The organism is Candidatus Nitrosotalea sinensis (genome assembly GCF_900143675.1).
Lineage (GTDB): Archaea > Thermoproteota > Nitrososphaeria > Nitrososphaerales > Nitrosopumilaceae > Nitrosotalea > Nitrosotalea sinensis.
On the sequence record NZ_FRFC01000005.1, the window covers coordinates 59,375 to 74,092 of the forward strand.

The window sequence follows — 14,718 nt, forward strand, 5'->3', positions numbered from 1 at the left end:
TACCATCATTCTACCAATAGTTTCAACTGTATTGCTTCAAGGGCTTCAATCATTCCATCACCAGCATGTCCTGGCACTGACATGGTTGCTTGAGATTGTACATCGACAGGAGCATTTCCAAGCGCCACACTTGTTCCTGCTAATTTGAACAATGGTACATCTGTTTCACTATCTCCAATTGCAATAACATCTTCTTTTTTCGCAGAAAACATGTTCATTACCTCAAGAAATCCATTTGCTTTGTTTACACCTTTTGAATTGATATGATATGCATATTGACTATCAGTTATTTGTACATCAAGATTATGTTCGGCAAAAAGCTTCTTGCCCAAGATTACATCAAAATTTCTCTCAAGTACTACTTCTGTAATCCTAGGAAATACCGGCTTTTCTATTGCTTCTGGAATTTTTGTTTTCAAAAACTCAAACGCCTTGATGCATTCTTGTTTGTTGCCAATTAGTTTATGCTCATTTGGTCCAGAAGTGATAATTCCACCATTTTCTCCCACTGCAATTCTAGTTGTGCCTCCAAAGACAGACAGAACATATGCCTCAACAGAAGATCTTCCTGTAACATAGATTACTTTGTGTCCCATTTTTACCAGATATCTCAAGGCTGCAAGTGCATCAAGATCAACTCGTCCTCCTTTGTTATCAGTGATAGTACCATCAATATCTATTGCAAAGATCTTTGGTTTCATCAAAATCACGTAATAAAGCCGGGCATAATAACTGCTATCTAAAATAGTTTCAAGGTGCAGAAATAATCATGGTACGAAAGGGAAAGATTGCTGAAATTTTTAGTAAAGCTCTATACGATGACAATCCGGAATTATATCAAGTTGGATATGTTGATCTAGGCAATATCAAAGAGGTGACACTTGCAGAATTTTGTAAATTATCTGAAAATTTTGAGATAATCCCTGCCACTAGAATTGCATATATTAAAAAAGAAAATATGACGCTATATCTCAAAACTGACAATACAAAGAGCTAGACGTAGTGACTTGCCAAATTGCAGAAGATTACAAAACATACATGAATTCAAGTAATAAGATTTTATTCCACAGTGAACCATAAAAATTCAAGATGGGAATTCCAGAGAAGATTCAAGCTATCAAAGACGAGATGTCAAAGACCCAGATCAACAAGGCTACTGAACATCATGTAGGTCTGCTCAAAGCAAAACTTGCCAAACTTCGTAGAGAACAAGAAGAGGTAAAATCAAGATCAGGTGGAAGCTCTGTAGGTTTTGATGTAAAAAGAACTGGAGATGCTACAGTTGTATTTATAGGCCTTCCAAGTGTAGGTAAATCTACATTACTTAACAGATTGACAGGCGCAAAATCAGCAGTAGGGGCATTTCAATTCACCACTACCACAGTAGTACCAGGCATGATGGAACATAGAGGGGCCAAGATACAGGTATTAGATTTACCAGGAATCATCAAAGGAGCATCTACTGGAAAAGGTCTTGGAAAAAGAGTTTTAGCAGTAGCAAAAAGTGCAGATTTGGTGTTGATAGTACTTGATGTGTTTCAGCCATATCATGAAGATGTAATTAGAACAGAATTAGGAAACATCGGTATTCGTTTAGATCAAAAACCTCCAGACATTGTAATAGAAAAAACAGGGGATGGAGGAATTGCAGTTAGTCAGCAAGTACCACTTACAAAAATGTCAATCAATCTAATGAAGGACATATTGCGAGTATACGGAATAAACAATGGCAGAGTACTAGTAAGAGAAGATGTTGATTCAGAGCAACTTATAGATTTCATATCGGGCAACAAATTTTATGTTCAATCTCTTACCATAATGAACAAAATAGACCTTGTCAACCAAGGCTTTGTAAATGAATTACAACAAAAATCAAAATCCAAATTTATTCCAATATCAGCAGATTCTGACATTAACATAAACGCACTAAAAGATGCAATATTTGACAGACTTGATTTCATCAGGATATACATGAGACCCAAAGGAGGAGAAACAGATTACAAGGAACCTTTGATCATAAGAAACAAATCTACAGTATTAGACATTTGCAACAAGCTGCATCGAGACCTCAAAAAAGATTTCCGATATGCGCTAGTATGGGGCAAGAGTGTAAAATTTGGCGGACAGCGTGTAGGCATAAACCACACATTACAAGATGAAGATGTTTTAACAATAGTAAAAGCAAGATAGAATTTTTGTCGAGATTATCATGACTGAAGAATTAGAACAAAGATGGTGTAAGAAGTGTTTTAAAAAAACAAGACAAGAAATAATTTTCATGCCAGAGATTCCCACATACAAAAGAAGAAGACAGTACAAATGTACAGAATGCGGATTAACATCATGGCTTCAAGGAAGAAGACCTTCAGCAGAATCAGTATACTAAATTTTTGATCAAAATTTAGTTTTTATGAAAAAAATTGTGTGTATATTACTCATCATTTAGTGTAAATTTCTTAAGCGTCACGATAGAAAAACAAGTAAATTCATCAATTCAATAATGGCAAAACGATCAACACGAGCTGTTAAAAAGAGATCATCTTCAAAGAGAAGATCAGCTGCAAAGCGATCAGCTCCAAAGAGAAGGTCTGCTCCAAAGCGTAGTGCTCCAAAGAGAAGATCAGCTGCAAAGCGATCAGCTCCAAAGAGAAGGTCTGCTCCAAAAAGAAGACCATCCGCAAGAAAAGCTAAGAGAACAGCTTCAAAAAGACGAAGATAAAATTTTAAACAGATTATCGCTTCACGGTAAGCGATAATTTGTAATATTTTAGCTGAACATCTGTCCAGGAGGAGATGATGATTTTCCTTTTACAGAGTCAGGCTCTACGAAAAATTTTCTTTCATTAGGAATTATAGACAATTTTAGTGACGCATTTACTGCATAATGTGGCGTTCCATCTGGATTTTTGTAATTGGTAGCAATTCCAACTCTGTCTAGATCAACTTTGACTTTCACCATAGTACCATCTTCGAGTTTGAAAATAACATGTTCTCCTCCAACACGCTGATGGTCCAACATTTTGAATTCTATTTTATTTTTAGATGCACTCATGTTAGTGAAAAATCATAAAGCATTATTTGAATACTTTCTAGTATAGAAAGCTCATCAATTTTATTTGTTGTTCAGTCGTAATGACATTTTTTGATGATAGTATCTCAAGTAGTTGCGTGATGAGAGCTCTTTCTTGTTCAGAAAATCCAGTTGGACCTTTGTCACCTGGAGGACCTGGAGGACCTCGTGGACCTTGATCACCCGGAGTACCTTGAGGACCTTGAGGGCCTTGTTGACCCTTGTCACCGGCTGGACCCTGAGGACCAGTTAATCCTTTATCACCTTGCGGACCTTGTACACCTTGAGGACCTTTTTCTCCGGGAGGGCCTTGTGGGCCAAGCGGACCTACTGGACCAGGAAGCCCTTGTATTCCGGGCGGACCCTTGTCACCCGGAGTACCTTGTGGACCAGTTGTACCTTTTTCTCCTTGTGGACCTTGAATTCCTTGTGGACCTGGAGGACCAACAGGACCAGGAGTACCACGCGGACCTTGGTCACCACTTGGACCTGGAAGACCTCGTGGACCTTTGTCACCTTGGGGACCTGGAATTCCTGTTAGGCCTTTTTCTCCTGGAGGGCCTTGTGGGCCTTGAGGACCTTTTTCTCCAGGAGGGCCTTGCGGACCAGTTAATCCTTTATCACCTTGTGGACCTTGTGGACCAGGCAATCCTTTGTCGCCAGGAGGACCTGGCGGACCTTTAGGACCTTGATCACCCGGAGGACCAATGATGCCCTTATCACCTTGTGGACCAGGAGGACCAGTAGGACCTTTTTCTCCAATAGGCCCAACTTCCCCAGTTAATCCTTTGTCGCCTTTGTCACCTTTGTCACCTTTATCGCCACGTTCTCCTTTTTCTCCTTCATCACCACGTGGACCTTTGTCACCTTGTGGACCTTTATCACCTGTAATTCCTTTATCTCCAATTGGTCCCTTGTCTCCCCTGTCACCTTTGTCACCTATTGTTCCATGTGGACCTTTGTCACCTGGAGGACCTGGAGGACCTGGAGGACCTTTGTCACCTGTAATTCCTTTATCTCCAATTGGTCCCTTGTCTCCCCTGTCACCTTTGTCGCCAGGAGGACCTGGAGGACCTTTGTCACCTTTGTCGCCAGGAGGACCTGGAGGACCTTTGTCACCTTGTACACCCATCGGACCTGGAGGACCTTGTACTCCCGGTGGACCCATAGGTCCTGGTTGTCCCATAGGACCCGGTGGACCCATAGGTCCTGAAGGTCCTCTTGATCCTCTTTCACCATAATGCACCATCACAGGTTTTTGCTTTTGAATAGATTCAGAATCAGATTTAGTAAAATGAGGTACAACATCTGATTCATTTACAGTACTTGCTACATGTTCCAAATTAGTTCGTGGAACATCAATCTGGAAACTAGTATGAATAGACGAAAACTGGTCAATCACCACAACCCAAACAGTTCCTCTCTGAAATACAGAGTCAGGCAATGGGTTTCTTGTAGATCCAAGAATTTGAGAAAATTGTTTATCTTTTACTCTCAAGTGAAAACTGTCTTTCCACAAAGAATGGAAACTTCTTCTTTTTATCTCGTCAGATGAAGGAGGAGTGTCACATAATGCAATTTGAACCTCAAACACACCAGAGGAGAGTTTGAAGGGTGATTCTCCCGTGATTTCAATAGTATTACCTTTTGACGACATATGCTACGTGTAATTCCTAAGTATTTTTGTATTTTCAATACGATATAAAGCCCATTTGTGAATTTTTAGATACTTGGGAATTGGTTTTCTGCCTATAGCCTGCCTAATTTTCAAACTAATGTATTTATCTACGGCAAAACCATATTTTGATGACCGTGAAGAAATTATTTGGAGATAAAAAGGAAGAAGAACCCAAGATAAGCAAGAAGACAGACATCAAGATTCCAGAAGAATCTACAAACACTAAACTAACAGATCCAAATTACAACAGAACCAAGCATTACAAGAAAGGAGTGTCTTTAATGGCAGATGAAAGAATGGAAGATGCCGCGCGCGCCTTTGAAGATGCACTACGTATAGATCCAGGACATGTAGATTCTCTACTCAAGTTAGGATACACACGTTTTCACATGAATGATCTAGCAGGAGCATTAGAGCAATATAACAAAGTACATGAAATTGATGTCACAAATGCAGAAGCTTGGAATTTAAAAGGTTTGATTTACTACAGGCAAAAAAATTATGACAAAGCATTAGATTGCGTAGAAAAAGCAATAGATTCAAACCCAACAGATGGAATGTCTTGGTACAACAAGGCATGTTATCATTCTTTGTTAAATCACATTCCAGAATCAATAGAAGCACTAAAGCGTTCAATTGAAATTGATGTGAAGAATGCAAAGAAAGCAGTAAAGGACAAAGATTTCGATAACATCAAGACAGATGAAGGATATAGAAGAATTGTAGAAGTAGTAGTTTTAGAATCAGTCAGGCAAGGCTATCACAAAGTAGGACAGATAGTATGGACTACGATGATAGGTAAGCTTGAGGTTGAAGATGCTGCAAGAAAATTAGTAGAGAAAGGATTACTTATCAAGGCAGAGAAAAACTTAGGCCTACAAAAAGTAGAAGAGTATGAAATAGTTCCAGAGCTTGCAGAAAAGATAGGTGTTGAGAAAAAGGGCTTTTTTGGAACAGCAAAAAAATCACAGCCAATTGTAATACAGAACCTCAAGGAGATAAACGAAGCAGTTCACGCAGTCAAGATAGCAATAGAAAATGGAGATACCAAAGAAATCATTTCAAAATTAGATGTTTTCATTGAACCGTCAAAAAAAGGCGGGCAGATGATAGAGTATTTTTTTGAAGAACACCGAGATATACGACTCTTCAAAGTGAGGCTTACAGACAAAGGATCAGAGTATCTTCAGACAAACAAACAGAAAATGATGGATCTTTTCAACAATATTGAAATGATGATCACAAAGAAGCTTAGAAACGAAGCGGCCCAGAATTCATAAAGTTATTCGGCAGACAGGTCCCAATAGTTAGCATCTTTTTGTTTCTCAATTGGCTTGTCAAGAGATTTCCACTCTTTAAACGAGCGTACGTACAATTTTACATTATTCATGCCAAGTGACTTTAGTGCGTAATAGCCTAGGCCAGAAAGAGTTCCCACACTTCCACAGTATGTGATTATTTCAGAGTCGTGTCTGATATTCCTGTTTTCAAATAATCTCTTCAGATCATCTTTCGGTCTTAATACATTTTGTCCAGATGCAAGCATTCTGTAAGGAATGTTGATTGCTCCCGGTATATGTTGTTCAAGGAAATTGAGTCTTTCCCTATTATCTATCAATATAGCGCCCTTTTCTTTGGCCGGTACTAGATAGTCAGAAGTAGCAAGAATTTGAGGTTGTAGTTTCAAAGAATGATCACTTTTGTTAAATGATGGAATATCAGAATTTGTTTCCAAACCAAGTTTCTTCCAGGTACTGTATGTAATATCAAGAAGTGACACATTCTCATGTCCTATATACTCTAGAGTCCAAGCAACACGAGAAGCAAGAGCTCCAAAAGTATCATCATACACTACAACAGGTGTTTCATCACCAATTCCAAAAGATTTGGCATATTGTAGAACCTTTTCAGGACTGTCATCTGCAAGTAGACTTGCAAGGGGCAAATTTATTGCACCTGGAATATGTCCCTGTTTGTAATCATCTTCTTTTCTAATATCTAAGACTTTGACACTTTTGTCTCGTATTTCAGAACGCAATCTGTCAGAATCAATTGTCACTGACACAGATTTTTCACGACTCAAGCTGCACATTCGCCTCTTCCTGTTTTTGTGTGATAGCTCCCATCACTTCCATAGTCTGCGTAAAAGTCTTCATCGGTATCCTTTGTAGGAACCATCACAACAGGTTTGAGCAATTCTTTTACATCGTCAAGAGACTTTACATTTTTACCTCCGTCTCCTTCGATAATTCTTTTTATCCAAATGTCCAATGTTTCTCCTGATCTTTTTTCAGATTTGAATATCTCTATTATTTTTAATATTGTTGGAATTACACGTTTTGCTGGAACCTTTGTACATGTATGACCAAGAGTAGTATCTTCATCAGATCTTCCTCCAAGGGACATTGTGTATAATGGATACATGTCTTTACCAAGTCTTCCTCCACCACCGTAAAATCCTATGGTTGCAATCTCATGTTGGCCACAAGAGTTAGGACATCCACTTATCTTTATGGTAGAATTTCTAAGGTCGTCATCTTCATCAATCTTTAATTCAAGGAATTTTCGCTGCACTTCTTTTGCAAGCCTGTGAGAATTTGTCAAAGCCAAGTTACACGAAGTAGTTCCAGAACAACCAACAACAGATGCCATTGTGAGAGCACCGGGATTTGCCAAACCTACTTCTAATAGCTTGGAATACAATCTAGGAAGATCCTCATCTCTAACCCATCGGAATACAATATCTTGTGTAAAACCATTTCGTATTTGACCATCGGCTGCAAATTCTCTTGCAATGTCTGCAATCACTCTAAGTTGGTTTGATGTGATGTCTCCTGACTCTAGTGTTAGAAATACCGCATTGAATCCAGATTGTTTTTGTTTCATAGTATTAGATTTTACCCATCTTGAATAACCTTGTGGGACAGAAGGCATTTCAGAACTAATTGATATTTTTCTCAACATGTCAGGAGTCTTGTCAACATCTAATTTTACCACTACCGATAGAAGCATCTTCACCATTGCTCTTTCTTTGAGTACAAGATTCTGGAATTTTTCCCAACCCATGTCATTTACAAGATAACGCATTCTTGCTCTTGCCATGTTTTCCCTATTTCCTAATCTGTCAAATATTCTGATTACAGATACAATAGTGTACAATAATTCTTCTTCAGGAGTAAATAGTTCAAGTTGGTGTCCTGCAAAAGATTGTGCTCCCAGTCCACCTCCGAGGAATATCTTAAATCCCCTTTGCGGTACTCCGTTTTCTTCTACTTGCTGCGGAATTAGGCCAATGTCAACCATTCTTGCCATGCCGTGCTTTTCACAACAAGTAAAGTTAATCTTGAATTTTCTTGGAAGTGCTTGAGATAATGGATTTCTTAAGAGAAACTTGGTAGCAGCTCGGGCATAAGGAGTAGGATCGAATACCTCGTCAGGACATACACCTGCAAGAGGACTACACATTATACTTCTTACTGAATTTCCACATGCTTCTCTGGTTGTCATTCCAGATTCTGCTAGACCTCTTAATACTTCTGATACATCTTCTAGAGCAACCCAATGAAGTTGAAAGTTTTGTCGTGTAGAAACGTGTGCACTGCCTATTGAGAATTGTTCACTCAGATCTGCAATTTTTTCAAGTTGTTCAGGATAGACTTCACCTGCGGGAAGTTTTAGTCTAATCATGCTGTAGTCATCAGTCATTCTACTACCGTATGCACCATGTTGTAACCTAAATCGTCTAAAATCGTCACGGTTGATTTTTCCTTGCCTATACAGTTTTACCATATCAGCAAATCGTTCTGCTTCTTCTAATCTTCCCCAATTGATTTTGTGTTTTGGAGCATCTGATTTTGATTGGCTTATGCTAGCATTACTCAATTATTGATAGCTACCCTTCAGAACGCATATAAATTTTGTATTATGGGAATTTTAGCTAAATCTATCACATTCATGGCAAAAGTTGCATATTTTACATCAATACATGAAAGACATAACAAGTAAAGAACCAGAAAAGAGTTAAATGATGACTGACAAGAAAAAACAAACGTGTCGGATAAAATTAGCCTTGCCATAGTAGGTATGGGCAATGTTTCAACTACACTTGTGAAAGGTTTCGAATTCTACAAAAATTCAATTCAAGGACTATGGCATCCCAAGATAGGAGGCCTCACATTAAATGATTTTACAATATCTGCAATATATGACGTTGATGCATCAAAGGTAGGCAAAAACATAAGCAATCTTGTAAAAGAATCCAAATCAGAATATGGCAATCTGGTGATTCAACCAGGAATATTAGAAGATGCTATCCCACCTCACATATCTCAGAAAGGGCAAGCAAGATCATCAAGTTATGACGAGTTTGTAAATTCATTGAAAAAAATAAAACCAGATTTTCTTGTTAATTTGATTTCATCAGGAATGGAGAAAAGTAGTGAGAAATATGCAAAAGCGGCACTAGATGCAGGTTGTTCTTTTTTCAACGCAACTGCAGCAAAGACGGCCACAGATCAAACAAGAAAGGCATTCGAGTCAAAAGGAATCATGATACTGGGTGATGATCTTATGAGCCAATTTGGAGGAACTGCATTTCACAGAGGAATGATAGACTTCATGGCAAGCAGAGGTATTTTGCTACACAAAGCATATCAATTGGATGTAGGGGGAAATCAAGATACACAAAATACAATGGCAGAAGAGATCAGAGAGAGGAAAAGACAGATAAAAACAGAATCAATTGCGATAGAATCTCCCGTTCCATTCATGTCAACAGCAGGTACAACAGAATATGCAGAACAATTAGGAGATTCCAGAGTTAGTTACTATTGGATGGAAGCTAGAGGTTTTCTTGGCTCACCCGTAGAATTAGATCTTTCCCTTAGAACAAACGACAGCACTAATGGATGCAATGTAATAGTTGACGCAATTCGGGCTGCTAAAAAAGCAATATCCAACAAAGACTTTACAAAATCTGAAATAATCTCAGCATACGCGTTCAAAAACCCTCCAAAGAAGATGCACATAAGAGAATGTATCAAAGCATTTGAAGACACCTTTGCAAACTGAGCAAACTATTAATGTACTAGACAAAGAATGATTTTCCATGCAAAAAGCAACTCTGAGAGAGGACGAAGCACCAAAGATTTTTGCAGATTCAAGAGAAGTTGATATTACAAGAGCTATTGCCAATGAATTTCATTCAGTATTAATAGACAGATCAGATTGTGATGTCATAGTAATAGGAGCAGGTCCTGCAGGTCTTACTGCCAGCAGAGAGCTTTCACTAATGGGATTCAAGGTACTTGTGATAGAACAGAACAACTACCTTGGAGGAGGATATTGGTTAGGGGGATACATGATGAATCCAGTGACAGTAAGAGCACCGGCCCAAAAAGTTTGGGATGAACTAGGAATTCCATATAAACAAATTTCAGAAGGCCTATTTTTGACACCTGGTCCACATGCAGTATCAAAACTGATAGCAGCGGCATGTGATGCAGGAGTCAAGTTTCTGCAGTTGACTAAATTTGATGATCTAGTTTTGAAAAACGGTCGTGTTTCTGGCATCGTTGTGAACTGGATGCCAGTATCAGCACTTCCAAGAAATATCACATGTGTAGATCCAGTAGCGTTAGAATCCAAGATGGTCATTGATGCATCAGGTCATGATTCTGTTGCAGTAAAGAGACTCGTTGATAGAAAACTTGTAGAATGGAAAGGCATGGATCCTATGTGGGTAGATGATGGCGAAAACAGAGTAGTATACAAGACAGGTGAGGTATATCCAGGATTAGTCATTTCAGGAATGTCTGTCACTGAAACATATGGGCTTGCAAGAATGGGTCCAACATATGGTTCCATGTTATTGTCAGGTAAAAAAGCAGCAGAAGTAACAGCCGCAAAATTAAAAGAATTAAGAAGATAAAACATACCATTTGCAGAAAATATCAAAAATTTTTCTCTATGATGAACCATCAGTTCCAGAGATAGAAATAGAACAGCTTGCTATTTTTCTTAGAGATATTCTACATATAGAAATAGAGATCCGTAAAAATTTCTTTAAACATTTCATACAGGACAAAACAGTTTCGTACAAATTAGCAGCATCGAGAATTTATAACATACATACACCATTTGAAAAACATAAACCAACAGAAGAAGAGATTCAGATTGAAGAATTTAACATAGAGAACAAACCTTCAGACAACATAATTCTTTACGATGGTTTTGAAATTCAGAATGTTCTGTTAGACTGTATTCCAGATGAGGAGTTAAGAAGTGACATATTTCATTTAATTATCACTACTAAACTTGGATGTACTTACGATTATGATGATTATAGATATCATGGAAGAGCAGTAATTTGCTCAAACCCAGCAATCATATCAACTACAGGAATCATTGAAGCGCCAGCAAAACCTCGCGAGTATTATTTGTACATGCAACAAAAATTTGCATTAGGTTTGAACTTGGATGCTTTAAAGGAACAATTCAGGGGCAGGTTTCTTGAGTACCATGACAAAAGACTAGGCATAATCATCAGAGGATATGCGTTACAAGCCATTTTTTATTATATCACGCTTGATCCATTTTGTCATTCCAAAGAATGCATTTTACATAATGCCCATTGGCAAGAAGATCTAATATACACACAGACAAAATCAGGTAAGCTTTGTGACCAACACAAAAAAATTCTAGAATTAATCAAAAATCATGAATAATTTAAATATGAATTTGAATGAGTTTGAACTGTGCAAGCAGAAATTAGGACAGAAGATAAAAAACCGGAAACTAGGAAAAAGTTTGACGTAATAATCATAGGAGCAGGGCCTGCAGGATATACCGCTGCAATATACACTTCACGTGCAAAACATGAGACATTGATAATATCAGGAATTCTACCAGGAGGACAACTGATGCTCACAACAGAGGTAGAAAATTTTCCAGGATTTGCAAATGGGATAATGGGACCTGAATTAATGACAACAATGCGACAACAAGCAGAAAGAATGGGTACTACCATAATCGATGATGAGGTTGTCAATGTAGATTTCAGACATAAACCGTTTAAGATACTTACTTATTCTGAAGAATATGAAGCAGATGCAGTAATTATTGCAACAGGTGCATCACCAAGGAAGATAGGTGTCAAAGGTGAACAAGAGTACAGCGCACGAGGAGTGTCATATTGTGCAACATGTGATGGACCATTCTTTAGAAATCAAGACATAGTAGTAGTTGGAGGAGGTGACTCTGCAATGGAAGAGGCCATATTTCTTACAAAATTTGCAAACAAGGTTCATGTAATACATAGAAGTGACAAGCTTAGAGCAAGCAAAGTGATGCAAGATAGAGCATTTGAAAATAAGAAAATCCAATTTCATTGGAATGCAGTCATAGAGGAGATAAAAGGCAATCAAAAGGTGACCCAAGCAGTAATAAAAGATGTAACAAACAACGGTGCTAAAACATTAGACATAGGAGGGCTATTTGTTGCAATAGGACATGAACCAAATACAAAGCTATTCCAGGGACAGATTGAATTTGACTCACAAGGATATATTGTGTTAAAGAATCATACTCAGACTAATATCGAAGGAGTTTTTGCTGCAGGCGATGTTCATGATCACAGGTACAGACAAGCAATCACAGCAGCCGCATTTGGATGCATGGCAGCTATTGATGTGGACAGATATCTTTCAGAGCACAAAAAATAATCAGACAGTCTGTACTTTGGAAATATATTTGGAATCCTTTAATGCAGATTCAAACTCTTCTTCTGAAAATATTTTTTGCTGAGTATACAAACTCTTGAATTTTCTACCATCATCTGCAAATATTCCAACTGCACAACCACTCTCTATATCATATTTTTTCATAGCAGTATACACAGTAGCAGAGGAAGGACTTACAAGCATCTTTTCTTTTACAAAAATATCTTTTACAGAAACAAATGCCTCTTGATTGGTTATTGTTATCCAATCATCAACAACTTTTTCTCGTTTGATAAACAAGTCAGGTTTGGCAGACTCTTCAAAGTTGCGTAGTCCTTGAATGAGATGATTTTGTTGTGGTTGTACTGCAATGACTTTGATGCTTGGATTTTTTTCTTTCAAATATGCTCCTATTCCTGTAATGGTTCCCCCAGTTCCCACACCAGTGAAAAAGTGTGTTACCTTGCCCTGTGTTTGTTCCCATATTTCAGGCCCAGTTCCTTTGTAATGACCCATAAAATTTGCCTCATTGGCATATTGATTTGGAGAATAATACTTGTCAGGCCTAGCAGATGCAATAGAACGCGCAAGTGCAATACTTTGATCCGTTCCTGCCCCAACTTTGGGACATAGATCATCACTTGTTTGATATAATGTGGCTCCAAGCGATTCAATAATTTTTTTAGTTTCTTCGCTTGCTTTTTCAGGTATTACAATTTCAACTTTATATCCCAAAAGCTTGGCAATTCCAGCAAGTGCAATACCAGTATTTCCAGAGGTTGGTTCGATGATGATAGTATGTCCTCTTTTTATCAGACCGTTCTCTTCTGCCATCTTTACCATCCAGTATGCTGCGCGATCTTTCACAGAACCAAATGGATTGTAAAATTCAAGTTTTGCATAAAAGTCAGTTTTAACATTTGATAATGATTCTAATTTTACAATCGGTGTTCCACCAATTTTTATCGGCATGTTAGAGCCAACTAGTGTTTCAGCCAAGATTAGATTATTTCACCTTTTTAATAGTAAATTCTAGATCCTTGTCTGTTTTTTTGATACCAAGTAATTGATGACCATTTCTATTTACCCATCTGGTGATATCTTCTTCTGATGCAGGATCATCTGCTGTAATTTTCAGAATATTTCCTACTGCCATTCTTTCCATTTCTATCTTTGTTCTAAAGACAGGCTCTGGACAGAACATGCCTCTTACATCAATAGTTTTTGTCGGAGTAGATTCTGAAATATCTAATCACCTAACTAAAAAATCACTTGTGCAATATTAAAATCTATTCATAGATATTTGAGACATTCCATCATTTTAGAATCATCGGTAATATCGCTCTGAGATTTCTTTCATACAAAACAGTATGATCCTGGTCTTTGAAATTTATCTTGTTTGAAAGTTTTGTAATCAAGCGTACCGCAATCTTGTATGCAGTTGTCCACACTATACTGTTAGGATTTGATTCAAATGCATTAATCAAAAATCTACACAACCCAGTCATATGAGGATGATTTTGTTCAAAATACAATAAAATATCTTCTTTCGAGTTTTCAATTTTGTATAATGCGTGTTCTATCATTTCACGACTTGTAATATATCCAGTGTTTTCAATTGTTATCTTTCCATGTTTCATGGCATACAAGATATCATCTAGTTTATTTTCAGAGTCTATCATATTGGTACATCGTCCAAGTGTTGAAACAACATGTGAATCACTTCCAGATACCTCAATCAAGTTATTTGTCTTGGCAAAGTTATACGCTCTGATATTAGAATACCTATCCACATTATTACTGTTAAAGACCTCAATTAGATCACACAGAATTGCTTTTTCTCTCAGGCCATTACTCAAACCAAAAGGATGTGGGGCACAAGATACGGCATCTTGTGATTTGATTTGGTCAAGAATTTCTTCTAGTTCCTGTCCTGCTTTGATGGTTTGGTGCAGTCCAAATGCAAGAACATGAATACCAGTATCTGTTGTAACTTCTTCTCCAGGGTATACCTTGATATTTTTGTATTTGACATGATTTTCTTGATATTCCAAAATAGAACGATAACCATTCAAAGTGTTATGATTTGTTATAAAAAAAGCATCAAGACTTGTCTCATATGCCTTGTCTAATTGTTCTGGTATAGATACCCCACAATCATATGGTGTTTCTTTCGGCCCAAGCTGGAAATTTGAAAACTCATTATGGCAGTGTAATTCAACTTTTAGTCCAGTCAATGCTTATCGAATCTT

The 14,718-nt window shown here is 37.7% G+C and carries 17 protein-coding genes; 9 read left to right on the top strand and 8 right to left on the bottom strand.

All coding sequences use genetic code 11. The features are described from left to right. Positions 1-5: 5 nt before the first annotated feature. Complete coding sequence (locus NSIN_RS07885; RefSeq protein WP_101010679.1) at positions 6-701, bottom strand: phosphoglycolate phosphatase; 696 nt, start codon at positions 699-701, stop codon at positions 6-8. A 68-nt stretch (positions 702-769) separates the two neighbouring features. Here NSIN_RS07885 and NSIN_RS07890 point away from each other — a divergent pair, with 68 nt between their 5' ends. The 4 genes from NSIN_RS07890 (at position 770) to NSIN_RS07900 (ending at position 2,719) form a co-directional block, all read left to right on the top strand. After that, a complete protein-coding gene (locus NSIN_RS07890; protein WP_101010680.1) occupies positions 770-997 on the top strand; it encodes a DUF504 domain-containing protein in 228 nt (75 codons plus the stop codon). Between the two features lie 92 nt (positions 998-1,089). Further along, positions 1,090-2,190 (top strand): OBG GTPase family GTP-binding protein, encoded by a 1,101-nt coding sequence (locus NSIN_RS07895; protein WP_101010681.1) that lies wholly within the window; start codon positions 1,090-1,092, stop codon positions 2,188-2,190. A gap of 19 nt (positions 2,191-2,209) precedes the next feature. Beyond that, positions 2,210-2,386, top strand: a complete 177-nt coding sequence (locus NSIN_RS09550) for a hypothetical protein (RefSeq protein ID WP_165775288.1) — start codon at positions 2,210-2,212, stop codon at positions 2,384-2,386. 114 nt (positions 2,387-2,500) lie between these two features. Beyond that, the gene (locus NSIN_RS07900) at positions 2,501-2,719 is read left to right on the top strand and encodes a hypothetical protein (protein ID WP_101010682.1); all 219 of its coding nucleotides are present in this window, start codon (positions 2,501-2,503) and stop codon (positions 2,717-2,719) included. 48 nt (positions 2,720-2,767) lie between these two features. On the opposite strand, the gene NSIN_RS07905 is transcribed toward NSIN_RS07900, so the two are convergent. Together NSIN_RS07905 and NSIN_RS07910 are read right to left on the bottom strand one after the other, a co-directional pair. After that, complete coding sequence (locus NSIN_RS07905) at positions 2,768-3,052, bottom strand: hypothetical protein (protein ID WP_101010683.1); 285 nt, start codon at positions 3,050-3,052, stop codon at positions 2,768-2,770. Between the two features lie 37 nt (positions 3,053-3,089). Next, on the bottom strand, positions 3,090-4,727 hold the full coding sequence (locus NSIN_RS07910; RefSeq protein WP_101010684.1) for a collagen-like protein: 1,638 nt from the start codon (positions 4,725-4,727) through the stop codon (positions 3,090-3,092). 149 nt (positions 4,728-4,876) lie between these two features. Between NSIN_RS07910 and NSIN_RS07915 the strand changes: the two genes are divergently transcribed. Further along, a complete protein-coding gene (locus NSIN_RS07915; RefSeq protein WP_320410680.1) occupies positions 4,877-6,028 on the top strand; it encodes a tetratricopeptide repeat protein in 1,152 nt (383 codons plus the stop codon). Positions 6,029-6,030: 2 nt separating this feature from the next. Here NSIN_RS07915 and NSIN_RS07920 read toward each other — a convergent pair whose 3' ends face one another. Both NSIN_RS07920 and NSIN_RS07925 read right to left on the bottom strand, forming a co-directional pair. Then, positions 6,031-6,831 carry a sulfurtransferase gene (locus NSIN_RS07920; protein WP_245871945.1) on the bottom strand — a complete coding sequence of 267 codons (801 nt, stop codon included), beginning with the start codon at positions 6,829-6,831 and terminating at the stop codon, positions 6,031-6,033. Next, positions 6,828-8,630: a nitrite/sulfite reductase gene (locus NSIN_RS07925; protein WP_101010687.1), complete on the bottom strand. Its 1,803-nt coding sequence runs from the start codon at positions 8,628-8,630 to the stop codon at positions 6,828-6,830. The genes NSIN_RS07920 and NSIN_RS07925 overlap by 4 nt, the downstream gene beginning before the upstream one ends. Before the next feature lie 168 nt (positions 8,631-8,798). On the opposite strand from NSIN_RS07925, the gene NSIN_RS07930 reads away from it, so the two are divergent. From NSIN_RS07930 to trxB, 4 genes are read left to right on the top strand one after another with little or no spacing between them, the layout of a single operon-like run. After that, positions 8,799-9,818, top strand: a complete 1,020-nt coding sequence (locus tag NSIN_RS07930) for a hypothetical protein (RefSeq protein ID WP_101010688.1) — start codon at positions 8,799-8,801, stop codon at positions 9,816-9,818. A 37-nt stretch (positions 9,819-9,855) separates the two neighbouring features. Then, entirely contained in the window at positions 9,856-10,677 is an 822-nt protein-coding gene (locus NSIN_RS07935) for a sulfide-dependent adenosine diphosphate thiazole synthase (RefSeq protein WP_101010689.1), read from the top strand. Between the two features lie 10 nt (positions 10,678-10,687). Continuing rightward, positions 10,688-11,473, top strand: coding sequence for a DUF6775 family putative metallopeptidase (locus NSIN_RS07940; protein ID WP_177346302.1), 786 nt, complete (start codon positions 10,688-10,690; stop codon positions 11,471-11,473). Between the two features lie 30 nt (positions 11,474-11,503). After that, the gene (gene trxB, locus NSIN_RS07945) at positions 11,504-12,469 is read left to right on the top strand and encodes a thioredoxin-disulfide reductase (protein WP_101010690.1); all 966 of its coding nucleotides are present in this window, start codon (positions 11,504-11,506) and stop codon (positions 12,467-12,469) included. Here the strand turns inward: trxB and NSIN_RS07950 are convergent, their stop codons facing one another. From NSIN_RS07950 to NSIN_RS07960, 3 genes are all read right to left on the bottom strand, one after another. Further along, positions 12,470-13,438, bottom strand: a complete 969-nt coding sequence (locus tag NSIN_RS07950) for a pyridoxal-phosphate dependent enzyme (RefSeq protein WP_101010839.1) — start codon at positions 13,436-13,438, stop codon at positions 12,470-12,472. Between the two features lie 34 nt (positions 13,439-13,472). Then, the gene (locus tag NSIN_RS07955) at positions 13,473-13,712 is read right to left on the bottom strand and encodes a sulfurtransferase TusA family protein (protein WP_101010691.1); all 240 of its coding nucleotides are present in this window, start codon (positions 13,710-13,712) and stop codon (positions 13,473-13,475) included. Between the two features lie 70 nt (positions 13,713-13,782). Next, positions 13,783-14,703, bottom strand: a complete 921-nt coding sequence (locus NSIN_RS07960) for a PHP domain-containing protein (RefSeq protein WP_101010692.1) — start codon at positions 14,701-14,703, stop codon at positions 13,783-13,785. Positions 14,704-14,718 lie beyond the last annotated feature (15 nt).

Excerpts from the sequence above, each read along its gene's own strand:
- NSIN_RS07885 (WP_101010679.1), bottom strand. The coding sequence starts at position 701 with ATGAAACCAAAGATCTTTGCAATAGATATTGATGGTACTATCACTGAT.
- NSIN_RS07890 (WP_101010680.1), top strand. The coding sequence starts at position 770 with ATGGTACGAAAGGGAAAGATTGCTGAAATTTTTAGTAAAGCTCTATAC.
- NSIN_RS07895 (WP_101010681.1), top strand. The coding sequence starts at position 1,090 with ATGGGAATTCCAGAGAAGATTCAAGCTATCAAAGACGAGATGTCAAAG.
- NSIN_RS09550 (WP_165775288.1), top strand. The coding sequence starts at position 2,210 with ATGACTGAAGAATTAGAACAAAGATGGTGTAAGAAGTGTTTTAAAAAA.
- NSIN_RS07900 (WP_101010682.1), top strand. The coding sequence starts at position 2,501 with ATGGCAAAACGATCAACACGAGCTGTTAAAAAGAGATCATCTTCAAAG.
- NSIN_RS07905 (WP_101010683.1), bottom strand. The coding sequence starts at position 3,052 with ATGAGTGCATCTAAAAATAAAATAGAATTCAAAATGTTGGACCATCAG.
- NSIN_RS07910 (WP_101010684.1), bottom strand. The coding sequence starts at position 4,727 with ATGTCGTCAAAAGGTAATACTATTGAAATCACGGGAGAATCACCCTTC.
- NSIN_RS07915 (WP_320410680.1), top strand. The coding sequence starts at position 4,877 with ATGACCGTGAAGAAATTATTTGGAGATAAAAAGGAAGAAGAACCCAAG.
- NSIN_RS07935 (WP_101010689.1), top strand. The coding sequence starts at position 9,856 with ATGCAAAAAGCAACTCTGAGAGAGGACGAAGCACCAAAGATTTTTGCA.
- NSIN_RS07950 (WP_101010839.1), bottom strand. The coding sequence starts at position 13,438 with ATGCCGATAAAAATTGGTGGAACACCGATTGTAAAATTAGAATCATTA.